This is a genomic window from Paenibacillus sp. GYB006 (assembly GCF_036577645.1).
Taxonomy (GTDB): domain Bacteria; phylum Bacillota; class Bacilli; order Paenibacillales; family Paenibacillaceae; genus Paenibacillus.
Map to the genome: position 1 here is coordinate 41,740 of NZ_JARBDA010000006.1, position 23,347 is coordinate 65,086.

Here is a 23,347-nt window from a genome sequence, read left to right on the forward strand (position 1 = left end):
CAATGAAGGGACAAGCATTACATGCTTTCGGTACTATTCAGTTTACCGTTCCGATTATGATCCGCATGCAAAACAGATGGAGAGGAAGGCGGAAAGAGTTCTGCATGCGGAGGAGCGATCTCTTCCACTACTGTTTTTTCCGACTCTCCAAACACATGATGGAACACTTCTTCAGCCGTCTCAACCGGAATTACACGTAAGCCTTCCAAGTTATCAAAAATGGATTGCCAATTTTCAGCTGGAATGATTACTTTTTTGACTCCTGCCTGGAATGCTGCTTCCACCTTAGCCAAAACACCACCAATTGGTTTCACTTTTCCGTGTATACTGATTTCTCCTGTCATGGCCAGCTCATGATCTACAGGGATCCCTCGAATAGCCGAAACAATCGCCGTCGCCATCGCAATTCCAGCAGAAGGTCCATCAATCGGTGTTCCACCTGGGAAATTAATGTGAAGATCGAAATTAGATGGCGAATACCCCATAGCACGAAGAACAGTTAGTACATTCTCTACAGAACCTTTTGCCATACTTTTGCGGCGCAGTGTTCTTGAACCTCCGCCAATTTCTTCTTCCTCTACGACACCCGTAATGTTATAGGTACCTTTGCCTTTTGCTACAGGTACAGCAGAAACTTCGATTTCAAGCAGCGCCCCCATATTCGGGCCATAAACAGCAAGTCCGTTAACAAAACCGATTTGAGGACGACTTGGCACTTTACGATCAGGTCTTGGCTGAATTTGACTACTGCTCGCTACCCATTCCAAATCAGAGGCTTGAAGTTCATCCCGATTCTCCGTCAGGGCAAGTCCGGCAGCAAGCTGTACGATGTTTACTGCTTCCCGGCCATTCGTCGCATACTTTTTAACAACTTCTACTGCTTCGGGATTCGCCGAAAAACCGATTTTGGATATGGCATCTTCCGCAATCCGCCCAATTTCTTCCGGTAATAGTGCACGGAAAAAGATTTCCATACAGCGAGAACGCAGTGCTGGCGGAATTTCATGTGGAGATCTAGTCGTTGCACCAACAAGACGAAAATCTGCCGGCAATCCATTTTGGAAAATATCATGGATATAAGCAGGAGTATGCGTATCTTCGGAATTGTAGTACGCACTTTCCAAAATCACTTTCCGATCCTCGAGTACTTTGAGCAGCTTGTTCATCTGGATTGTATGAAGTTCACCGATCTCGTCCACAAATAAAATCCCACCATGCGCTTTGGTAACGGCCCCTGGTTTCGGCTGAGGAACACCAGCTACCCCCATTGCACCCGCTCCTTGATATATCGGATCATGCACCGATCCGATGAGAGGATCTGCAATTCCTCGTTCATCAAAACGCGCTGTGGTCGCATCAATCTCTGTAAATTTGGCATCTGCCTTAAAAGGAGAGGCTGGGTTCTTTTTCGCTTCCTCTAATATGACCCTGGCTGCCGCTGTCTTCCCTACTCCCGGCGGGCCGTAAACAATGACATGCTGGGGATTACCGCTGCAGAGAGCGGCCTTCATGGCGCGCAGCCCATCTTTTTGGCCCACGATATCTTCAAGCTTGGCAGGTCGTGTCTTTTCAGCAAGTGGTTTTGTCAGCGAAATAGCTCTCAGCTTCCGTAGTTTATCCATTTCTTTGCGAGATTCCTTTTCTACCGCACTTCGATTACTCTTTTGAGAGCGCAGCATATTCCAAAAATATAGCCCAATCACAACTCCAAAAAATAAATTGACCAACATAATGATAATCGTTATTTCATTTCCCATATCTATGTCCTCCTGTTTAATCTTTCTTTCACCTATTTTTGCCACGTAAAAAGTTCGATACTTGGTAGTATAGCCTTTTCCCTTTGCGGTAAACGTAAAATACGGATGAAATGGAACAGAAAAACAAAAAAAGCCAACTTTCGCGGGTGGAAAGTTGGCTTATCTTATATAGATAATAATAATTAGTGCTTACGGCCAGGGATAACCCCTGTTTCTTCATAGGCAACCACAATTTTATCAATTTCTTTTTTGAGTTCATTAACCATCTCAGCCTCAGGTACTTTGCGAATCATCTCTCCATAACGGAATAACAATCCTTCTCCCCGGGCACCGGCAATACCGATATCTGCTTCTCTTGCTTCCCCTGGACCATTCACCGCACAGCCGAGTACAGATACTTTAATCGGTACTTTAATCTGTGAGATATATTCTTCCACTTCGTTTGCAATGGAGAATAGATCAATATCAAGACGCCCACAAGTCGGACAAGAAATGAGCGTAGCTGCATTCGAGATCAGACCAAACGCTTTGAGCAGTTCTCTTGCTACTTTGATTTCTTCTACCGGATCGGCACTTAGTGAAATACGCATCGTTGAACCAATGCCGAGTGAAAGAAGTGCTCCCATTCCCGCTGAACTTTTAATCGTTCCGGAGAATAAGGTGCCGGCTTCCGTAATCCCAAGATGAAGCGGATAAGGAATAACCTGAGCCGCTTTGGTATAAGCTTCAATCGCCATAGGTACATCAGATGCTTTCAGGGATACGATAATATCGTGAAAATCAAGCTCTTCTAGAATACCAATGTGATAAAGTGCGCTTTCTACCATCGCATCTGCCGTTGGGTATCCGTACTTTTCAAGCAAATGATTCTCAAGAGAACCGGCATTGACTCCAATACGAATCGGAATACCTTTTGCTTTGCAAGCTTCAACTACTGCTTCTACCTTCTCGCGGCGACCGATGTTCCCGGGATTAATACGAACTTTATCAATCCCGTTCTCTATCGCCTTCAAAGCCAGCTTGTAGTTAAAGTGAATATCCGCTACTAGTGGAATATGAATCCGTTTCTTGATTTCTTTAATCGCATCTGCTGCTTCGTCATTATTTACCGTTACGCGAACGATCTGACAACCTGCTTCTTCCAGACGCAAGATCTCAGCAACGGTTGCTTCTACATCGGCTGTTTTTGTCGTACACATACTTTGTATAATTACTTCGTTACTTCCACCGATGGTAATATCTCCAACTTTTACGGGACGTGTATCCTGTCTCAGAAACATGATGGCTTTCTCTCCCCATAACGTCAAATCTCCACTAGTAAGAGGACTGGAATATCCAGTAATAAGCCCCTGTACCAGTGGAGGTATGACTAAATTATTTAAACTAGATAAGTGGGATCAGCCCAGATCACGCACTTTCTTCCTGTTTTTTATCTTTTTCATCTCCACTACGTAATTCAGGTGCTGTTTTTTCTTCAACAACCTGTTGTGTAATTACGCATTTGGTTACATCTTCACGAGATGGCACTTCATACATTACATCAAGCAATAAGCCTTCGATAATGGCACGAAGTCCACGAGCTCCTGTATTCCGTTTGATCGCTTCACGAGCAATGGCCTCAAGTGCTCCTGGTTCAAACTCAAGAGTAACATTATCGAGTTCGAGCATTTTCGTGTACTGTTTAACCAGTGCGTTCTTCGGCTCAGACAGGATGCGAACAAGCGTGTCTTCATCAAGCGGCTCCAAAGTAGAGATGACTGGCAAACGTCCTACAAATTCCGGAATCAAACCGAACTTGAGCAAATCTTCTGGAAGAACCAGACCAAGGTATTCTCCTGGTTTCAAGTCCTTTTGCTCTGTTGCAGAGTTAAATCCAATTACCTTTTTACCGATACGGCGTTTAATCATTTGCTCCAGTCCATCAAAGGCACCGCCGCAAACGAATAAAATATTCGTTGTATCGATCTGGATAAATTCTTGATGTGGATGCTTACGTCCACCTTGCGGCGGTACAGAAGCAACCGTACCCTCCAAAATTTTGAGGAGAGCTTGCTGCACACCTTCACCAGAAACGTCACGTGTAATCGAAGGGTTCTCCGATTTACGTGCAACTTTATCAATTTCATCAATATAAATGATGCCGCGTTCTGCTTTTTCTACATCATAATCCGCTGCTTGGATCAACTTAAGAAGAATATTCTCAACGTCTTCACCCACATAACCTGCTTCCGTCAAAGACGTAGCATCTGCAATTGCAAACGGTACATTCAGGATTTTAGCCATTGTTTGAGCAAGTAAAGTTTTACCAGAACCTGTTGGTCCTAAAAGCAAAATATTACTTTTCGACATTTCCACGTCGTCAACTTTGCTCTGCGTATTAATCCGTTTGTAGTGATTATAAACCGCTACAGACAATGATTTCTTCGCTTGATCTTGACCAATTACATATTGATCGAGAATATCACGAATCTCTTTTGGTTTCGGAATATCCTTCAGATCGATCTCTTCATCATGACCGAGCTCTTCTTCCACGATCTCCGCGCAAAGCTCGATACACTCATCACATATATACACCCCTGGTCCCGCTACCAACTTGCGGACTTGTTCCTGGGATTTACCGCAGAAAGAACATTTCAATTGTCCTTTCTCATCGTTAAATTTAAACATATAACCACCCCTTTAAGAATTGATCGGTTTGGTGAGTACTTGGTCAATGATACGGTACTCTAAAGCTTCTTCCGCACTCATGAAATAGTCACGGTCCGTATCACGCTCGATTTTATCAAGGGGTTGACCTGTACGCTCCACGTAAATCTGATTCAGTTTCTGACGAGTCTTAATGATCCAGTCAGCATGAATCTGAATATCGGATGCCTGACCTTGGACTCCGCCCAGCGGTTGATGTATCATAACTTCACTGTTTTCAAGTGCATATCGCTTACCAGGAGCACCCGCTGTTAATAGCAGCGAACCCATGCTGGCAGCCATACCTACGCAGATCGTGGATACGTCTGGCTTGATAAACTGCATCGTATCATATATACCCAACCCCGCTGTAACAGAACCACCAGGTGAATTGATATATAAACTGATATCTTTTTCCGGATCTTCTGCAGCCAGGAAAAGAAGCTGGGCGATTACAAGATTCGCCACATCATCATCTATTGCACCGCTGAGAAAGATAATCCGATCTTTCAGCAGTCTAGAGTAAATATCGTATGAACGTTCTCCGCGATTCGTTTGTTCAACAACCATAGGTACGAGACTCATGTGTAAACCTCTTTTCCATAATAGAATCTTTACCGCACAAGTCAGGGAAAACATAAGAATCTGCAAACATTATTACAGTCCATCTTATTTTAACATGTTCCCTGTTTCATGTCATATAGATCCGCTTTCTCACATGAACCAATAATAAGAAAGCTTGATCATATTTAACCATTTTTTTTATGTATGTGCAAATGCGCCTTCCGGCATATAGAGTAAAGACCTATATATTAAGTATATGGAAGGATATAAAAATTATCACGCATATTAATTAATATCCATCTAATAATAAAATTTGCTATAAAATGGGTATTACTTAGAAAAAATAAGGCACGTAAAAAACATTACGTGCCTTATCTGATATACGTGATTCACATTCAGCATAAATCCATATCCATTCTTGGTCGTGGATTTATACTACATGCTCATATGTGAGTGATTATTCAGCCGCTTCTTCTTTAGCTTCTTCAGCAGGAGCATCTACCTCTTTGCTGTTTGCCAAAAGGAAGTCGATTGTTTTGCGAAGCAATACTTCTTCTTTCAAGCTGTCGAGAGAACCATTGCTTTCAAGAATTTGACGAATCTCTTCAACAGAGCGTTTGAAAGAAGCAGCCATGTTGTTCAGCTCTTCGTTTACATCTTCTTCTGTTACTTCAAGATTCTCTTGTTTACCGATTGCTTCAAGAACCAGGTTGTTACGAACGCGTTTTTCAGCATCGTTTTTCATTTGGTTTTGAAGATCTGCTTCTGTTTGACCAGAGAAGCTCATGAACATTTCAAGGTTCATACCTTGTTGACGAAGACGGTTGTCAAAGTCACGCATCATGTTGCGAACTTCGCTGTTGATCATTCCTTGTGGAATTTCAACTTCAGCATTTTCAGCCGCTTTTTCAACTACGATATTTTCTTGAGTTGCTTTTGCTTCTTCTTCTTTGCGGGAAGCAAGTTGTTTTTTCAGATCTTCTTTGTACTCAACAAGTGTGTCGAATTCACTAACGTCTTTAGCGAACTCATCATCAAGTGCAGGAAGTTCTTTACGTTTGATTTCGTGTACTTTCACTTTGAATACCGCTTTTTTACCAGCTAGTTCAGCTGCATGGTACTCTTCAGGGAATGTCACTTCAACGTCTTTGTTGTCGCCTGTTCCAAGACCAATGACTTGCTCTTCGAAACCAGGGATGAACGTGTTAGATCCAAGTTCAAGAGATTGACGCTCAGCAGATCCGCCTTCGAAAAGTTCACCGTCAACAGAACCTTCGTAGTCGATAACAACAACATCGCCAGATGCTGCTTGTCCTTCTTCAACGACTACAAGTTCAGCATGACGCTGTTGCAGACGCTCTAGTTCAGCAGTCAGTTCTTCTTCAGAAACTTCAGTGCTTACTTTAGGAACTTCAAGACCTTTGTATTCGCCAAGTTCAACTTCAGGTTTAACTACAACTTTTGCTTTAAACTTGAATGTTTGTCCTTTAGCAAATTGATCAACATCTACTTCTGGTTGTTCTACAGGGAAGATTTCTGTTTGATCAACAGCTTCCGTGTATACTTCTGGAAGAAGGATGTCAATTGCATCCTGGTACAAGCTCTCTACACCAAAACGTGCTTCGAAGATTGAACGTGGAACTTTACCTTTACGGAATCCAGGTACATTTATTTTTTTAACGACTTTATTAAAAGCCTTGTCGAGAGCAGCAGCTACACGATCTGCTTCTACTTCAACTTCAAGAACCCCAAGGTTCTTCTCTATTTTTTCCCAAGTTGCTTTCATTTATGCTTTCCCCTCCAAATTTCACGTGTTAACCATTGTCAAGCGCGTACAAAATAACCATTTTAGTATAAACAACATTAAATGCAATTTCAAGGGTAAACCCTTGTAAACACAGCAGGAAAAGTTTTATAACCTATTTTGTGCCCAGTCCTCCTGAAACAAATTGCTTAATTGAGCGATACGCCTGCTCAAATCGGAACCTAACCTCGCTCGTAATCCCATACAGGGTGCGAATCTCTTCTTCATTGTGCGAACCTCCCAAACTCTCGGCCACCGCTGCATGAAGTGCAGCAGCCCACATATCGAGCATGGATTCATCGCCTTCCAGCATAGAGCGGTAATCACTTGTTCCAAAAACGGCCATGATATACTGCGACCAAAGTTCCTGAGCGAAATAAAATAGCGTAGGCTCGTGAACTTCTGTCTGATCTGCGACACGTTCTAGAATCCGAAGAACAGCATGCGGGAAATCTTCTGGTGTCAGAGGTACTGTCTCTATTTCTACTTCGACCTTCTCTGTTCCTCTTTGCAGAGTAACATGAAAGTCAGCCCCTCTTTTTCGCAGGGTTTGAAGTACTCTGAACTGGAGTAATGGATGTAATCTGCTATGTTCAATCCATTCTTTAAGTGACTCATCAACGCTCGGCACGTCTACGTATGCTAACTGGTCAAGCGCAAGCATCGTTTGTTCACTCAGCGGCTCATCCTTCAGAATGCGCAGTAATTTATTCGCATAATCTCCGTCTTCAGCCAGCTTATTCTTCGCATTTTGGCGTGCTAAATCCTCTTCACTTTCAATTTCATCCTCTTCTTCAGAAACCGGATTATTGTCATCAGCACTTATATATTGAGGAAAGGCTGCCCTGAGCCATTCAAGTAGCGCTCCCCATTCTTCATAGTTTCTCTGATCCTGTCCCTGGCACTGAAGCAGAAATTCAAGCAAATTCATCGCTTCCGCATAGCGCTCATTTTCCAGCATAACGGTGAGCTGAATCTGATAAAAGTCTAGTGTCTTAGGAAACAATACAATATTTTTATCTGTAGTGTGCGAACTTGTATCTTTAATTAAGATTACCTCCTCTCTACCCGGAAGCTTAAAGCGACTCGTTGATTATATAGAAACCCGTAGACTATGTATAGCACTAATATATTAGAATAACCGAAAGTGACAAAGAAAAAACATAGAGTTCTCCATTTTATAAAATAATCAGAACAAGCAGAAAAATCACTGCACTCTTTTTATTTTATTTTTACGATAACTATTGATTTTATATTTTATATATGTTATATTCTATTTCGCGCTTGAATTTGTCCCAGTAGCTCAGCTGGATAGAGCAACGGCCTTCTAAGCCGTCGGTCGGGGGTTCGAATCCCTCCTGGGACGTAAATGCGAAAGGTATCCTTTATTGGATGCCTTTTTTTATGTCCTGGGGATGAGAACCCCTACAAGGGGGGCGTCGGAGCTTTTTCTTCGGGAGCTTTACTTCGCAGTCAGCCTGTAAGGCTGTATCCCTCCTGGGACGTAAAATTATTAAGGCATCCTTTATTGGATGCCTTTTTTTATGTCCTGGGGATGAGAACCCCTACAAGGGGGCGTCGGAGCTTTTCTTCGGGAGCATTCCTTCGCAGTCAGCCTGCAAGGCTGTATCCCTCCTGGGACTTTATATAAATAACAAAAAGAGAGACATTCAACGGGATGTCTCTCTTTTTGTATGAAAGGTATATCTACCATGTATGATAAGTTCCTGCGCTATTGAACTGATCTCTTCTTCAAGCCATTAATGGATCGATCCAATAACATACCGATCAGCATCCAGAAAAGAACAGCAACCATGTATACAACAAAAGAAGAAATATGTACACGATTCATGTTGGGTACAAATTCAATGAACCAAGCAACAGGGCTAACACCCATAAGCAAAATATTGTAGTCATCTAGACCAAAATAGTTCAACAATACCACTAAAAAAGCTACGAAGGGCATCCACACAGCAAATTTTTTCAAAGCGTACCTCTCCCCTTATAACGTATATCTGCCGCAAATTCCACGTTCTATTCCCACTGTGATTTCTTATCTTCATAGCGGTAATACAATGCTCTGATTAGATCAGCGATCTACAAAAGTAATAACAAAAACAAAAAAGACATCTCAAGATATGTCTTTTCTTTGTACGTCCCAGGAGGGATTCGAACCCCCGACCGACGGCTTAGAAGGCCGTTGCTCTATCCTGCTGAGCTACTGAGACAAGTTATGTAGTTAATTTTCACGTGCGAGATTTATTATACCGTAAAATCACTATTTGTCAAAGCATTTTTTTAAGTATCATCCTGGGCATGCCAGGGTAATATGATGTAAATATAACAAAACAACAAAGGAGCGTTCGTAGCTTATGCGACAACTACTGTCATCTCTGAGTTATTTCAGTATTTTCTTCGCCCCATTTTTGCTTCCACTCATTGTATGGATTATTGCACAAGATAACTATGTTAGGGGGCATGCAAAAAAAGCATTCTTCTCACATGTGTTTCCTTTTCTTGCGCTGATTCCGCTGTTAATCTTCATGTTTAATGCGAACCATACAACTTCTATTATCGGCTACGTGATCCTTTTCTTCATTATTTATATTGCTGTTTTTATCTATAATATCTTTCAAGGTATTAAGGTGCTCCGCGATGATGCTTAATTCCTTGCTGTAATTTAGAAAAGAAAGCAGTTGATTCCTGTGAAGTGTACCTCCCATTGTTATTTGTATCTAACAATAGAGTACAGCTTTGGAACAACTGCTTTTTTTATTCAAGCGAATCAATTTCATAATACCTTTCGATGATTCAATCATGTTAAATAAGAAATAAAAACAGTAGCGGTGCCAAAATAAACTGATAACGAGAATAAGTCATTCAGTGTAGTGATCAGCGGACCGGAAGCTACGGCAGGGTCTATTTTCAGCTTGTACAATATAATAGGGATGATCGTTCCCGCCATCGTCCCAATAATAATCGTCAGAAGGAGCGAAAATCCAATCACTGCCCCTAATGCAAAACTCGTCTGCCAGAAACCAGCAACAAGCGCAACACTGATACCGCAGATCCCACCAATAATAATCCCTACGAGTAATTCTCGCCGCAACAAGCGGGTAATGGTCTTCCGATTCATTTTTGTTTGAGGGTTAAGTCCACGAATAACCACGGCTAAGGACTGTGTTCCCGTATTTCCTGTCATCCCTGCGATCATTGGCATAAAAAAGGTTAGAGCTACAACTTTACTAAGCGTGCCCTCAAATATACTGATGATACTACCCGATAACAAACCAAGAAACAAGAGCATAATGAGCCAGGGCAAACGGCGCTTGGCAGCGGTCAATGGATGCGTATTAAAATCGATCGTTTTGTCAGTAGCTGACAATTTGTTAATATCTTCATTTGCTTCTGCCCGCAATACATCAAGGACATCGTCAAAAGTAACAACCCCGATCAATTTTCCATTTGCATCTTCAACCGGCATAGACACAAGGTCATACTGTTCAAATAAATGGGCTACTTCCTCTTGGTCCATATCGGCCGGAACCTTGACTACATTCTCGCGCATCAAGTTCTCAATGAGATCTGTAGCCTGAGCTAGTACCAAATCACGGTATGTTGTCAGACCAATCAATTCTTTCTCTTCATTTAGCACGTATAGATCTTGTATATCATTCGTCAGATCTGCAAAATGTTTTACTTTCTCTACCGCTTCACGAACCGTATATTTGGCATAAAACCATACATAACGGTTGGTCATGATGCCCCCGGCTGTCTCTGGACCAAAGTTCATGAGCTCACGAACGGTCTCTCTCTCCGTCACTTCCATAATAGAGAGCATATATTCTCTCATCTCTTCAGGAATCTCGCCCAATAAATCGGCAAGGTCATCGTTATCCATCCGATTTAGAACTTGTGCTGCCTTTTCCTTACTAAGTATGTACAGTGCACTTACCTCAACCATGGGAGAAAGTTCACTCAGCATCCCTGTCAAAGTCTCAATCTCAAGAGCATTCATAAACTGCGGACGATAGGCCTCATTTATCTCTTCGTAAACAACAGCGAGATCGTAAGGTTCCCATTCTTCAAGCTCACTTACCATCTCATTAATGCGCCCCGTTTTTATAGCTTCTTCAAGGCTTAAAGTCAGGGCATGCAGGTCTTCTTCTCTACTACGTTTATCTCGTCTTCTCATTTTCATCACCTTCTGTTCCTGATACAAAATATATTGACTACAACCGCACACTGCTTGTCTATAAAAATAATTCTTTACCTTGTAAACTTTTACCCGAGCTGGGAAATGCAAAACCAACCAAATCAATAATTTCTTCTTATCCGGCTTTTTTCTGTAATACGTTATTGTATGTATTTTCCTTTTTCTAAGTAGACAGCCTCCACCCTTCCCTAAAGAAAGAGTGGAGGCGTCTGTTGCAGCCCGGGTTATTTGTTCCCGAAGCGCATCGGGTTACGATGTACTTCATGTTGGTTATTCTTCGCAAGTACTTCCTCAGCAAACTCATTATTAAACTTATAACGGTTTCCCTTACTTTTCTTGTACTTTGAAGTCACTTTTCAGTTCACCTCCCCGGGTTACAGGAGTATTATGTGTCATTGTCGCATTTCATAATCAAAATTGTTTGCATCATTTTTAGCTAAAAAGTCGATTTCGTAAATCCTGATTTATAGATCCATAACTTAGCAAAGACTGCATGAACTGCTTTTTTTCCTGCTCTGCCACCATATCTACACGATTCTCAAAAGCAATCTCCGTCGCATCCTCAAAAGCGGTATTCTCATTATCGTTATACCAGTCCAGTGTAAGATCATGATGGTTTCTTATGATTCTATGGAGATCCAGCGATCCGTCTGCACTGCCTGTTATGTATAACAGTAAAGAGGGATCTCCCATTCTGGCGGGTTCTACGGCAACTTCTACACAAGATCGACCATCTAGCTCCAGTTCTTTTGTTATTTTCGCATCCTGAATGACATACATATTCCCCTTCTCCTTCCGTTAATGAAAGTCTTGTCTATTGACGTAATCTCGTACGATGCCATATTGCGACAAATGACTTCGCGTGTCATTCGTTCCCAACCGATAAATTTCGTTATACACATTTTGAAGTGCTTCCTCATATAACACATTGACGGAGGCTTCTTCTGTATCGGGCCATGGAAAAACATATCCGGGAAAGGCCTCTTCTTCTTTTTCCTGCATTAAACTTAGCAGCCCTTGCAGATTCTCTGCCTGTTCAGGCGTTGCTTGAATGATCCACTCGTAAGAAGCAGCTCTTTGGTCAGCAAGAACGGATCGTCCTCCTACCGACACGAAATACAGGCTCTTTTGCAATGTTCATCGCTCCTCATGCATAGTTTTCTCATTTATAGTTTCGGATGCGGACAGACATTTTATGCCTGAATTCGGCATATATTTGTTTTACTGTGAGAATAGAAATATAAGGTAGGACCGCTCCCCACTCCCTAAAGACAAACTTCTGTGGAAGAAACGACCAGAAAGGATGAACTCTCATGTGCGGAATTACTGGATTTATACAGTGGAATCATGATCTCACGCAGGACTCGGAACTTCTTGTTCGCATGACTGAAAGTATGTCGAATCGAGGACCTGATGCGGGAGGAACATGGATCTCTGGACCGTGCGCCTTTGGACATCGAAGATTGAGCGTCATGGACCCTGAGAACGGTGCCCAGCCAATGATTATGAACCACAGCGACAAACAGTATACCCTTGTATACAACGGAGAGCTGTATAATGCACCGGAGCTAAAAAAAGAACTGGAACAGCGTGGACATCGATTCAAGACCACTTGTGATACAGAGGTGCTTTTGGCAAGTTATGTGGAGTGGGGACCCGGATGTGTAGACCGATTTAATGGTATTTTTGCTTTTGTTATATGGGACAGCGGCCGCGAACATATTTTTATGGCTCGGGATCGTTTAGGCGTAAAACCACTTTTCTACAGTCATCAAGGGGATACACTCGTATTTGGTTCCGAACCAAAAGCCCTGCTGCTGCACCCTGCTGTGGAAGCTGTGGTTGGACCTGAAGGACTTGCGGAAATCTTTATTATTGGTCCTGCCAGAACACCAGGTCATGGTGTATATTCCTCAATGAAAGAACTTCGAGCAGGTCATGCCGCTTTGTTCACTAGAAATGGTTTTCGTTCTTACGCTTACTGGAAGCTTGAAAGCAAGCCGCATGAAGATGATGTGGATGCAACAGCTGCCGAAGTAAGACGCCTGCTTATAGATACGCTCGAGCGTCAACTTGCTTCCGATGTACCGCTAGGCTCTTTGTTATCAGGCGGACTTGATTCAAGTGCACTTTCTGCACTTGCCGTTCACTATTATAAAAGAACAGGGCAAGGCAACATTGATACATTCTCGGTCGATTACGTGGATAATGATAAACATTTTAAAGCCCACGCTTTTCAGCCTAATTCCGATGCCCCTTATATTCAGCGAATGGTCGACGAACTGAAAACGAACCATCATTTTATAGAATTCGATACAGAAGAAGTTGTGGAAGCACTAAATGCAGCTACTTTATCCAGAGATTTGCCGGGGATGACGGATGTTGATTCCTCGCTTTATTTATTTTGCCGGGAGATTAAGAAAAAAGCGACGGTTGCTATATCCGGTGAGGCTGCAGACGAAGTATTTGGCGGTTATCCGTGGTTCCATCGTGAAGACATGCTGAACTCCGGCACCTTTCCTTGGGCGGTTGCGCCCAAAATGAGAGCAAGTCTCTTATCTGCTGATATTGCCGAGTGGACTCGTCCGCTTGAATACTTAAATGATCGCTATTCGGATGCTGTCGCAGAAACGCCGCTTCTAGCAGGAGAAACGGGTAAAGCTGCTCAAATGCGTGTGATGTCGTATCTAAATATTACCCGCTTTATGCCAACGTTGCTCGATCGAAAAGACCGGATGAGTATGGGTGTGGGTCTAGAAGTACGCGTCCCTTACTGTGATCATCGTCTGGTTGAATATGTATTTAATGTCCCTTGGGAAATGAAGATGACCGGGGATCGTGAAAAAGGAATCCTGCGTAAAGCACTCGAAGGCATTCTGCCAGATGATGTGCTTTATCGTAAAAAAAGTCCGTATCCTAAAACCCATAATCCAAACTACTTGGCAACAGTACGCCAGCAAATGTTAGATGTGCTGGACGATCCTAATTCACCGGTATTGCCGCTGCTTGATGTGAAGAAAATTAAAGAACTCGCCTCTTCCAAAGACGCGTCTTCAAACTTGCCATGGTTTGGCCAGCTGATGTCTGGTCCTCAGTTATTCGCCTATCTTACGCAAGTTAACTTCTGGCTTAAGACCTACAAAGTCGCGATTCGCTAGAAAGACGCAGTAATATATTATAAAAAAGACCTGCCACCGGCAGGTCTCTCTTCTTTTCCTGGATTATGATCCTAGAAAGGTATTTGTGTACTCATGGGTGTTACTAAGCCTTTAACTTTGCCATCAGTTCGCGCAGTGCAGCTCCCCGATGACTAATGGCTTGCTTCTCATCCAGGCTGAGTTCAGCCATCGTTTTGTCATACTCCGGCAAATAAAAGAGCGGATCATATCCAAAGCCGCCTTGTCCAGCACCTTCTGATGTAATAAACCCTTCTACTGAACCGAAAGACTCCACCTTGTTTCCCGTTGAAGGATCGTATAGCACTAAGGCACACACAAACCGTGCAGGACTAAGGAGAGGCTGCTCTGTATCTTCACCAAGCTGAAGAGCCCCGAGTGTACTTAGCAGCTTCTCATTATTGTCCGCATCACTCGCATCTTCACCGGCATATCTCGCAGAGTATACGCCAGGGGCTCCGTCCAATCGATCCACACATAAGCCCGAATCGTCAGCGAGTACAGGAAGATGCAGCGCATCGCCTACGGTTTTTGCTTTCTTAAATGCATTAGCAGCAAACGTCTCACCGTCTTCCACCACATCAGGCAAGTCCGGATAGTCATACATGCTCTTTACTTCTATACCAAGCGTAGCAAATGCATGGGAGAATTCACGGACTTTCCCTTTATTCTTAGTGGCTACAATAACAATGGGGCTGTCAAGCTGAAACATGGAGAATCAAGCCTCCCCAATTCCACGTGAACCGATCTTCATTGCAATCGGACCAAGTGTTTCTTTCTGCAGCTTAATCATCTCAAGCACACCGCGTTCCCCTAGGCTGAGTAATTCGTCCAGTTCCTTACGGCTGAATGGTCTCTCTTCGCCTGTTCCTTGCAGCTCTACAAATTCTCCGCTGCCTGTCATCACGATATTCATATCGACTTTCGCTTTGGAATCTTCTTCATAGTTCAAATCAAGCATAGCTTCCTGTCCTACTACACCAACACTCACCGAAGCAAGATAATCGGTGATTGGGAATACAGGCAAACGATGCTGCTGAGCAATTTTGTCAATCGCAATGGCCATCGCAACAAAGGAACCGGTAATGGAAGTTGTACGTGTTCCTCCATCCGCCTGAATCACATCGCAATCAAGGGTAATTGTGCGCTCGCCAAGTGCTTGCAAATCAACCACGGACCGCAAAGCGCGTCCAATGAGCCTTTGTATCTCCATGGTACGCCCCGTTAATTTGCCGCGAGCTGCCTCACGTTGGTTACGGGTTTGTGTTGCCCGAGGAAGCATGGAATATTCAGCTGTCACCCAGCCTTTGCCTTGTCCCTTCATGAAATGCGGTACTTTCTCATCCACAGTTGCTGTACAAATTACTTTGGTGTCCCCCACCTCAATAAATACGGAACCTTCTGCGAATTTGTTGGTACCTGCGGTCATCTTGATCGGCCTTAGCTGTTCACTGGTGCGTCCGTTAGATCTCATCTTTTACTGCCTCCTACGTCTTAAGCGTCCTGTAATCGTCTTTTTTATTCTACCAAAATGGTCCATCAAAAGCACCTTTACAGGTTAAGAATTATTCATTAAATTGGAATTTCATTAATATACTCGGGTTTCGTTACCGGTTCACCATAATTCTGTTCATCTTCACCCATTACTGTCTGCTGATCATTTAGTGTGATTTTTACTTTGATATCCGGATTACCTGAGTTATCAGCTACTGTCATTACAACCGATTGTAACAACGAAGTAGGGACAGTAACTCCTTCGTCAAAAATATCATCCTGCAGAGCTACGGTCACGATACCATCTTCTCCAGTTACGACCGATTCTAGAAGTGTGCCTGCTGTCAGCACCATATCCAGTTCACCGCTTCCCGGTCCTTTAATGAGTTCAGTCAGAGCTGATTTGAGGCGATCGTTACTCGGTTCTATTAACCTCGTCACTGGAACATAGTACTCTACTCCGTCTGGAGTCGAGTCGGTAAAATATACCGTAACAGGGCTTGAGTTTGTGGACAGCGAACTGCCAAGATCAAGATTGATCCCCATCCCTCGTGTTAAAGACTGTGCAACCGGTGTTCCGTTCACTGGCATTTCGTTTAGCTTCTTCCCATCTACCCACAGCTGTACGCTCTGCACATCTGGGTTTCCCGTCAGTGTCCAAGTGAGTGCTTCAAGAATTTGACGCTCTTCTTCCGGCTTATACTCCGTAAATTTGGAGTTGAATTCAACAACAGCCAGCTTGTTATCTGTATCAATACTTACATCCTTAATTTCTGTTCCTTGTGGAAGCACACCTGTAAATCCTTCCGGCAAATACCCCGAGTAAGCTCCTCCAGTTACGAGTGCGGCGAGTTCTGATTCTGCAAAGGTTAAATCTCCAAAAGTAGGAAGTGACATAGTAACAGGAGCAAGTAGACCATTCTGATCTTTCAAATAAACCGTAGCTTGCGCTGTTTGAAGAATGCCTCCTTTTCCCTCGGCTGCCTTGATCATCGCAGATTCAATGATGGAAGGCGGCTCGTCAATCGGCTCAGAAGTTTGAGATGGAAATATACCGCATCCTGTAAGTAATACAGGAACCGTAATCAGCCCCGCTGCAGATATCATTTTAACCTTGCGCTGGAAACGACTCATATCGATGTCCTCCTAACAATTTTGTACAGATTGTACTACTATGTATACGAGCCCTTGTTTAAAAAATAACTAAATTTTAAAGAAACGGGATAAACTGTGCTTTGACAAAGGAGTGAAGACAATGACACTGGACAATATACCTTATAGCTTGAACAGCCGAAAGGTAGCCGAGGCAACGAATGAATGGCTGGAGAAACGTGGTGTGAAAGTAGAAGAGATTGCGGAACTCGTCATGCTGCTGCAATCAAAATACTATCCAGAGCTCACAATGGAAGAATGCATTCATAACGTGAAACAAGTGCTCAAGAAACGCGAAGTGCAAAATGCAGTGATTACAGGGATCCAGCTAGATATCCTTGCAGAAGAAGGCAAACTCATCTCGCCGCTGCAGGATATGATTAAACATGATGAAGGCCTTTACGGAGTGGATGAAGTGCTCGCATTTTCCATTGTGAACGTATATGGCAGTATTGGATTTACCAATTACGGATACATTGACAAATTAAAGCCGGGAATTTTAGAGAAATTAAACGATAAAAACGATGGTCATATTCACACATTCCTTGACGATATTGTAGGTGCTGTCGCTGCTTCAGCAAGCAGCCGGATTGCTCACCGTAAACAAGCGGAGCGGGAAGAAGAACTCGGCGGATATCCGGTTAGAGACGATATGGAAGAGATCATGGAAATCGAAAAATAAACAGTCCTCTATCGCTGCACGAGATTGATAAGTTATTAGAAAAAGGACAACCCTATTCTCTAATCAAGGGTTGTCCTTCGTATTGATTACATAAACATACAGCGGATGCTTTCTTCCCTGCTCTGAGATCGGAATGAGATCAACTCTTCCCTGACGAACAAGCTCTTGCAGATGAGCTAACGTCTCTGCCATGGCAAAGCGCATTTGATGAATACCAAATTTCTCTCCAAATAGGGCTATGCAAACTTCAAATGCAGTCTGCGGCTGTTCACCAATCATTCTCTCCATCTGATTCAGCCGTTCTTCGTGGTGAATCTTCAGCGAACTCACACGCTCACGAAAAGATTTCATCGGATGGCGGTGACCTGGAAAAGCTTTGCGCACAGAGAGTGCTCCGAGCTCGTCTAATCCTTGCATAAAATGCAGCAGGGGCTCTGGATCACTGCCAGGCAGTAAGCTTATATTCGGTGAAATTTGCGGCAAAACCGCATCTCCGCATAGGATCAGCTCTCGGTCCACCTCGTAAAATGACAAATGTCCCGGTGCATGCCCGAAAGTTTCAAAGACCTGAAATCTCCGTCCTCCCACTTCAAAATCACCTTCTTTTACATATTGGACTATGGGTGAAGGAGTGACCTGCGGATCGAAACTTTCTAGGTGAGGAAGCAGCTGCTCCGCCCACTTCTCTGTCATACCATGGCTGCGAAAATACGCGGGCAGAACGTGATTAATCTCCGCCGCTTTTCCCCACATAAATTCCGCTTCCTGATGAGCCCTCTGAGACATCCATACGCTTGCACCTGTCTGTTCCTGCATCCAGCCGGCTAGTCCATAATGATCCGGGTGATGATGCGTCAGCACAATATCCGTAATCTCCTGCGGCGAAATCGATAGTTTATTCCAGACTACGCGCCACTCCTCTTCCGTCTGATTGCTGCGCGGGCCAGGATCCACAATGACAACACCTGTCTCCCCTCTCCACAGATAACTGTTCACCCATCGTAATGGGCCGGACATGGAGATTTTAACCTGTGTCAATTGTTCTTCCTCGTGGAATGTCCACTCAGGCAGTTTCATATGTTTCCTCTCTCTTCTATAACTGACATAAATATAAATATAAATATAAATATAATGATTCCCGTCTGTTTCAAACCGATAGGTAAGGTCGTATTAAAATGGTAGAGGTTATCGCATTTGAACCCCTATAAAACTTACTATATAATGTGCGGACAAAGAAAGCTTACCAGAAAAAAGAGGCGAGGAGGTACACCTTAATGATCCATATTGGCCTAACGGGCTGGGGCGACCATGATGATCTGTACCTGCCCGGCACGAAATCCAAAGATAAACTGGCCGAATACAGCGCCCATTTTCCCATTGTGGAAGTAGACAGCAGCTTCTATGCTGTTCAGCCGGCAGATCGCATGGCAAAGTGGGCCGAAGATACACCGGAACACTTTTCATTTATTGTTAAGGCGTATCAAGGGATGACAGGCCATCTTCGCGGCAAACCTTACTTTACAGACACAGAAAGTATGTATGCTGCTTTTAACGAATCTCTTAAACCTATGATCGAATGCGGTAAACTAAAAGCTGTGTTATTTCAGTTTCCGCCTTGGTTTGATTGTACGCGGGACAACGTAAATACACTGCGTGAGATCAAGGAACGTATGCAAGGAATTCCTTGTGCACTGGAGTTTCGCCACCAGAGCTGGTTTGAAGGAGACATGCAGGCTAAAACACTTGCCTTCATGCGCCGGGAAGGCTGGATTCACAGTATCTGCGATGAACCTAAAGCAGGACAAGGTTCTATACCTACCATCCTATCTGCCACAGACGATGACCTGTCCATTATTCGGTTCCATGGAAGAAATGCCGCCGGCTGGCATCAGAGCGGGGCTCCTAACTGGAGAGAAGTGAGATATCTTTACCGCTACAATGAAGAAGAACTTGCCGATTGGAAGCTGAAACTGGATAAGTTAGCTCGTCAAAGCAAAGAAATCTGCATCGTTTTTAACAACAACTCCGGCGGAGATGCCGCTGCTAATGCGAAACAGCTCATGACCTTATTAGGCATGTCACCGCAGCCTCTCGCTTCCGATATCGTGAAACAAAGACAGGAAGAAGAACCCGAGCAACTTGAACTCTTCTAGTCAGGAGCTATACACAAAAAGGGCAAGGGACTCTATATGAGCCTCTTACCCTTTTTTATCATTTGAACGAATCTTTGGATTCACACTTAAGAAGAACGAGGTGAAACCGCTGCGGCTTCAGCAGCTTCTATTTTTTTAAGCTCATTTTGTAAACGAAGCGCTTCTACACCTGCAAGAAGCACGATTCCAATTCCATGTGTATCATTTAGGTTCCATCCTAAATCATCTTTATAATAAGCCGCTGTAAACGAATATCCTGAGCCGCGGCAGACACCGTAAATATTGCCTTTCGCATCAATCGCAACACGAGTCAGCCCTCTCCAGCCTTGGAATACCGCATCAATATACGGAGCAGGATCGGTCAACCAGCCGTTACGAATCCCTTTGGCATAAGCATAGATAAACATAGACGTGCAAGAGCTTTCTTCATAACTATCAGGACGGTTTAGTACCTGATGCCACAGACCATTTTCTCCTTGCAGACGAAGATAACCTTCACACAAATCTCTGTAAAAAGATATCAGTTCGGAGCGCTTCGCATGATTCTCAGGAAGGATCTCCAGAAGTTCAGTGAGTGAGAAAAGAACCCACCCATTTCCTCGTCCCCATGGGATTCCCGTTGCACTGCCTCTAACAAAATCATATACATGAGACATCACTTGCAGTTTCGGAATATAGAGATATTTACGGAACAGCAAAAATTGTTGTACCGCATCCTCTAGATATGAGGAATCCCCGGTTAGCCGCGCGTAACGGGAGAGAAAAGGAGTGCTCATGTATAAATCGTCGCACCACATTGTCTCCTGGCGCATCTCACCACTGCCTCTTTGGCGAAAGAATGCCCCGTCTTCCAAACGTTCTTGCTCCTCCGTAATATAAGTAGCAATACGGTCTGCTGTCTCTCTTCCATAAGGAATATCCGCTAGATCCATCGCAGCCATCATCGTCGATCCAAAAGAACCACAGTCATCCAAACTATCGATGGCTGACAGCTGATTATTAATCCCTGCCGCTCCATACATTGCTCTGTCCCATAACCCATACTGATCAAAGGCAGTACTGAGTGAAATATGATCTACGCCATAGCGAATATAATCTTCTCTTCCAAGCTCCGTTCCCGTATGCAGAAGGCCGAGTAATGTAACCCCTAAAGGATAATTCCATTTGCCATAATGTGTGTTTTCGAGATAAGGCCGGATGGTCGTTCCTGGCTGATCCAGCTCATAGTATACGCCTCGTTTACCATCATCAAATACACGGTGCACTTCCTGAACCTGAGCAGGGGTCAGGTTGGTTCCCGGCTCAAAAGGTCCTAGGTATAAGTATGGATCGCGGCTACCCGCTACTGGATAAGGTGAGATCAGTGCTGCCCCGCTCTCCTGCTCGATCTTCTCCAGATGAAATCCCCACTTGGAAACCGAAGAATCAAGACAGGCTCCCTTAATGACTAGATGATGAACACCGAACTTGCGCTGAATCGGCAGTGTTAGTTCTCCTTCAGATGCCTTTGATTCATAGATCATCGCTCCATCTAAGTAGACCGTAATCGGTCCGTCGTGTCTGCCTTTCAATAAAAGAGGGGTGCTTCCCGGCTTATTTACAGCAATTGTTGTCCAGGCGTACGCTTCCGCCTGCTGCTCTGTTCCATAGAGCCTTGCGAATACTCCAGAATGGTCCTCTAGTTCAGTCCAATGCTGCCGAGGATACCAAGTAAGCCCTGTTTCTTCTTCGGTCATCCCTTGGCGAGGCAGCTCTGCCGGAGGTTCCTCAAACGCTTCTGAATATAGCCACCCTTCCATTCCGTCCCGGTCATGACTTGGAACAATAAAATGAAGAGGGAAATTCTTAAACGAACCTGTACCAAAGACACCACCAAACCCAACATCAGTCTTCACAAACTGAAGAATGACATCATTCCAGCCGTACTGAACGGGAATTTGCAGAGCAGTACGGCTTTCGGGAAATAGCTCCTGATGCAGATCCGAAGTGAAAAACAAGGCCCCGTTCACATAAATTTTCACAGGACTATAGCAGCTTAAACTCATATTCAGTTTCGTTTCCTGCGGATGTCCGCTCCACAACTTTCCCCATACATAAGCATAACTTCCGGTAGTCGCTTCCGGCAGACGTTCACAGAGATCCATCTCATATCTATAATCCGAAAGTCTCTTAAATCCTTCTCTATGAAAGGCGCGAAATAGAAACGAATGCTTAGGATTATCCCCGATATATCGCTGTGCGATGGTCTCAAGCACTTCTGGTATCGAGTCAGGTACACGGCTCGCTATCGCTTCATTAGCATGAAAATATCGAATGAGGACCAGTCCCTTCTGTTCTTAATTTATAGAGTCCGTCATCACGGAGAATACTCTAGTAGAACTTCACAAGATCATCAATCTGTACAGGAAGTCCGGTACGAATGGCTTTGTTAGCAGCAATCCCTGTCAAAATAGAACGTGCTCCATCCACATGATTCGCCGCGCGGTCAAATGGATCATGCACCGGCTCACCAAACAGATCATTCAGAAGAACTGGGTCGCCTCCTCCGTGTCCTCCTTCTCCTTCCTCTACATCAACCAGGTAAGGCGCATCAAACATTGGGAATACTTTGATACTATGTCCTTGCAGCGCACCTTCGTTCGCCCGGTCTCCACCTGCATTCACATAGGACTGTTCAACAATATTCATTTCAATCCGTCCCTTACTGCCGTTAAAAGCAATACGGTATCCTTCCCACGGCATATACGCATTCAGGGAATACGTAAGGACTGCACGGTTTTTGTATTTCACAAGGACACCCATCGTATCTTCGATACTAATCCCGTCTCCAAAAACGTTTTGGTCCCGCTGATATCCATCTTCGTGCTCTGCATCAAGATACATCGCTTTGAGTGATTCGTTCTCATCTAGATGCAATGCAAAAGGATCATCTTTCGCATGTTCATTCCCTGTTGCCCGCTGATAAGGATGGCTTTCTCCGCGATTCTCCGCATTCTCTTTACCATAGAAGAGTAAATCGCCAAACGCGAAGACGGTCTCTGGCTGAGAGCCGATCCAGAAATTAACCAAGTCAAAATGATGTGTTGATTTATGTACGAGCAGTCCCCCGCTGTTCCGTTTATCACGGTGCCATCTGCGGAAATAATCTGCACCATGACGAGTATTCAAAAGCCACTCAAAATGCACGGAATGAACATCGCCGATCGTTCCGTTCATGATCAGCTCACGAGCTTTCGTATGATGCGGAGCATATCTATAGTTAAACGTCACCCGAACATTCCGTCCGGTTCTTTCTACCGCATCAAGAATCTCCTGACATTTTTCCTCGTCAACCGTCATCGGCTTTTCTGTAATGACATCACAACCGAGTTCGAGAGCTCGGATAATATAGCGGTGATGCGTTCGGTCGATGCTCGTAACAATGATAGTATCCGGCTTATGCTTTTCAATCATCGTTTCAAATTCAGTATCTTTATAAGTAGGTACCTCAGGGTAATCACATTTCTCCCTCAGCACTTTATTGGCATAATCCATACGTGTCTGATTGGTATCACAAAATGCAAGAAGTTCAGACTGATCGCGATAATCCTTTGCCAGTGCCGTATAGAAAAATCCTGCTCGTCCTCCCGTACCTACAACCGCATAAGTCTTTTTGCTCATTTTA

General features: G+C 43.9%; 21 protein-coding genes and 2 tRNA genes. 5 read left to right on the plus strand and 18 right to left on the minus strand.

What is annotated here, in order from left to right; genetic code table 11:
* Nucleotides 1-17: 17 nt before the first annotated feature.
* The 6 genes from lonB to PV403_RS15180 form a co-directional block, all read right to left on the minus strand.
* Complete coding sequence (gene lonB, locus PV403_RS15155; RefSeq protein WP_213535200.1) at nucleotides 18-1,757, minus strand: ATP-dependent protease LonB; 1,740 nt, start codon at nucleotides 1,755-1,757, stop codon at nucleotides 18-20.
* A 182-nt stretch (nucleotides 1,758-1,939) separates the two neighbouring features.
* Nucleotides 1,940-3,037, minus strand: coding sequence for a flavodoxin-dependent (E)-4-hydroxy-3-methylbut-2-enyl-diphosphate synthase (ispG, locus tag PV403_RS15160; RefSeq protein WP_213535201.1), 1,098 nt, complete (start codon nucleotides 3,035-3,037; stop codon nucleotides 1,940-1,942).
* A 127-nt stretch (nucleotides 3,038-3,164) separates the two neighbouring features.
* Nucleotides 3,165-4,424 (minus strand): ATP-dependent protease ATP-binding subunit ClpX, encoded by a 1,260-nt coding sequence (gene clpX, locus PV403_RS15165; RefSeq protein ID WP_213535202.1) that lies wholly within the window; start codon nucleotides 4,422-4,424, stop codon nucleotides 3,165-3,167.
* Nucleotides 4,425-4,436: 12 nt separating this feature from the next.
* Entirely contained in the window at nucleotides 4,437-5,027 is a 591-nt protein-coding gene (gene clpP, locus PV403_RS15170; RefSeq protein ID WP_191802208.1) for an ATP-dependent Clp endopeptidase proteolytic subunit ClpP, read from the minus strand.
* Nucleotides 5,028-5,463: 436 nt separating this feature from the next.
* Nucleotides 5,464-6,792, minus strand: coding sequence for a trigger factor (gene tig, locus PV403_RS15175; RefSeq protein ID WP_332085167.1), 1,329 nt, complete (start codon nucleotides 6,790-6,792; stop codon nucleotides 5,464-5,466).
* A 133-nt stretch (nucleotides 6,793-6,925) separates the two neighbouring features.
* Nucleotides 6,926-7,864, minus strand: coding sequence for a hypothetical protein (locus PV403_RS15180; protein WP_213535261.1), 939 nt, complete (start codon nucleotides 7,862-7,864; stop codon nucleotides 6,926-6,928).
* A gap of 238 nt (nucleotides 7,865-8,102) precedes the next feature.
* On the opposite strand from PV403_RS15180, the gene PV403_RS15185 reads away from it, so the two are divergent.
* Nucleotides 8,103-8,176, plus strand: a tRNA-Arg gene (locus PV403_RS15185).
* Between the two features lie 366 nt (nucleotides 8,177-8,542).
* Here the strand turns inward: PV403_RS15185 and PV403_RS15190 are convergent.
* Nucleotides 8,543-8,797, minus strand: coding sequence for a hypothetical protein (locus tag PV403_RS15190; RefSeq protein WP_332085168.1), 255 nt, complete (start codon nucleotides 8,795-8,797; stop codon nucleotides 8,543-8,545).
* 167 nt (nucleotides 8,798-8,964) lie between these two features.
* A tRNA-Arg gene (locus tag PV403_RS15195) sits at nucleotides 8,965-9,038 on the minus strand.
* A 144-nt stretch (nucleotides 9,039-9,182) separates the two neighbouring features.
* On the opposite strand from PV403_RS15195, the gene PV403_RS15200 reads away from it, so the two are divergent.
* On the plus strand, nucleotides 9,183-9,476 hold the full coding sequence (locus PV403_RS15200) for a DUF4870 domain-containing protein (RefSeq protein WP_332085169.1): 294 nt from the start codon (nucleotides 9,183-9,185) through the stop codon (nucleotides 9,474-9,476).
* 149 nt (nucleotides 9,477-9,625) lie between these two features.
* Here the strand turns inward: PV403_RS15200 and mgtE are convergent, their stop codons facing one another.
* The 4 genes from mgtE to PV403_RS15220 form a co-directional block, all read right to left on the minus strand.
* Nucleotides 9,626-11,005, minus strand: a complete 1,380-nt coding sequence (mgtE, locus tag PV403_RS15205) for a magnesium transporter (RefSeq protein ID WP_332085170.1) — start codon at nucleotides 11,003-11,005, stop codon at nucleotides 9,626-9,628.
* Between the two features lie 245 nt (nucleotides 11,006-11,250).
* Complete coding sequence (locus PV403_RS15210) at nucleotides 11,251-11,379, minus strand: hypothetical protein (RefSeq protein WP_332085171.1); 129 nt, start codon at nucleotides 11,377-11,379, stop codon at nucleotides 11,251-11,253.
* A 79-nt stretch (nucleotides 11,380-11,458) separates the two neighbouring features.
* Nucleotides 11,459-11,806: a hypothetical protein gene (locus PV403_RS15215; RefSeq protein ID WP_332085172.1), complete on the minus strand. Its 348-nt coding sequence runs from the start codon at nucleotides 11,804-11,806 to the stop codon at nucleotides 11,459-11,461.
* An 18-nt stretch (nucleotides 11,807-11,824) separates the two neighbouring features.
* Complete coding sequence (locus PV403_RS15220) at nucleotides 11,825-12,160, minus strand: hypothetical protein (RefSeq protein ID WP_332085173.1); 336 nt, start codon at nucleotides 12,158-12,160, stop codon at nucleotides 11,825-11,827.
* Nucleotides 12,161-12,339: 179 nt separating this feature from the next.
* Here PV403_RS15220 and asnB point away from each other — a divergent pair, with 179 nt between their 5' ends.
* Nucleotides 12,340-14,184: an asparagine synthase (glutamine-hydrolyzing) gene (gene asnB, locus PV403_RS15225; RefSeq protein WP_332085174.1), complete on the plus strand. Its 1,845-nt coding sequence runs from the start codon at nucleotides 12,340-12,342 to the stop codon at nucleotides 14,182-14,184.
* 103 nt (nucleotides 14,185-14,287) lie between these two features.
* On the opposite strand, the gene PV403_RS15230 is transcribed toward asnB, so the two are convergent.
* The 3 genes from PV403_RS15230 to PV403_RS15240 all read right to left on the minus strand — a co-directional run bounded on the left by PV403_RS15230 (nucleotide 14,288) and on the right by PV403_RS15240 (nucleotide 16,830).
* Nucleotides 14,288-14,914 (minus strand): XTP/dITP diphosphatase, encoded by a 627-nt coding sequence (locus PV403_RS15230; protein ID WP_332085175.1) that lies wholly within the window; start codon nucleotides 14,912-14,914, stop codon nucleotides 14,288-14,290.
* Nucleotides 14,915-14,920: 6 nt separating this feature from the next.
* Nucleotides 14,921-15,676 carry a ribonuclease PH gene (rph, locus tag PV403_RS15235; RefSeq protein WP_213535215.1) on the minus strand — a complete coding sequence of 252 codons (756 nt, stop codon included), beginning with the start codon at nucleotides 15,674-15,676 and terminating at the stop codon, nucleotides 14,921-14,923.
* 98 nt (nucleotides 15,677-15,774) lie between these two features.
* Nucleotides 15,775-16,830 (minus strand): GerMN domain-containing protein, encoded by a 1,056-nt coding sequence (locus PV403_RS15240; protein WP_332085176.1) that lies wholly within the window; start codon nucleotides 16,828-16,830, stop codon nucleotides 15,775-15,777.
* A 121-nt stretch (nucleotides 16,831-16,951) separates the two neighbouring features.
* Between PV403_RS15240 and PV403_RS15245 the strand changes: the two genes are divergently transcribed.
* Nucleotides 16,952-17,530 (plus strand): phosphatidylglycerophosphatase A family protein, encoded by a 579-nt coding sequence (locus tag PV403_RS15245; protein WP_213535218.1) that lies wholly within the window; start codon nucleotides 16,952-16,954, stop codon nucleotides 17,528-17,530.
* Nucleotides 17,531-17,593: 63 nt separating this feature from the next.
* On the opposite strand, the gene PV403_RS15250 is transcribed toward PV403_RS15245, so the two are convergent.
* Nucleotides 17,594-18,607, minus strand: a complete 1,014-nt coding sequence (locus PV403_RS15250; protein ID WP_332085177.1) for an MBL fold metallo-hydrolase — start codon at nucleotides 18,605-18,607, stop codon at nucleotides 17,594-17,596.
* A gap of 197 nt (nucleotides 18,608-18,804) precedes the next feature.
* Here PV403_RS15250 and PV403_RS15255 point away from each other — a divergent pair, with 197 nt between their 5' ends.
* Complete coding sequence (locus tag PV403_RS15255; RefSeq protein WP_332085178.1) at nucleotides 18,805-19,683, plus strand: DUF72 domain-containing protein; 879 nt, start codon at nucleotides 18,805-18,807, stop codon at nucleotides 19,681-19,683.
* Between the two features lie 86 nt (nucleotides 19,684-19,769).
* Here PV403_RS15255 and PV403_RS15260 read toward each other — a convergent pair whose 3' ends face one another.
* Both PV403_RS15260 and PV403_RS15265 read right to left on the minus strand, forming a co-directional pair.
* Nucleotides 19,770-21,827 carry a glycoside hydrolase family 88/105 protein gene (locus tag PV403_RS15260; RefSeq protein WP_332085179.1) on the minus strand — a complete coding sequence of 686 codons (2,058 nt, stop codon included), beginning with the start codon at nucleotides 21,825-21,827 and terminating at the stop codon, nucleotides 19,770-19,772.
* A 226-nt stretch (nucleotides 21,828-22,053) separates the two neighbouring features.
* Nucleotides 22,054-23,343, minus strand: a complete 1,290-nt coding sequence (locus tag PV403_RS15265; protein WP_332085180.1) for a Gfo/Idh/MocA family oxidoreductase — start codon at nucleotides 23,341-23,343, stop codon at nucleotides 22,054-22,056.
* Nucleotides 23,344-23,347: the final 4 nt, after the last annotated feature.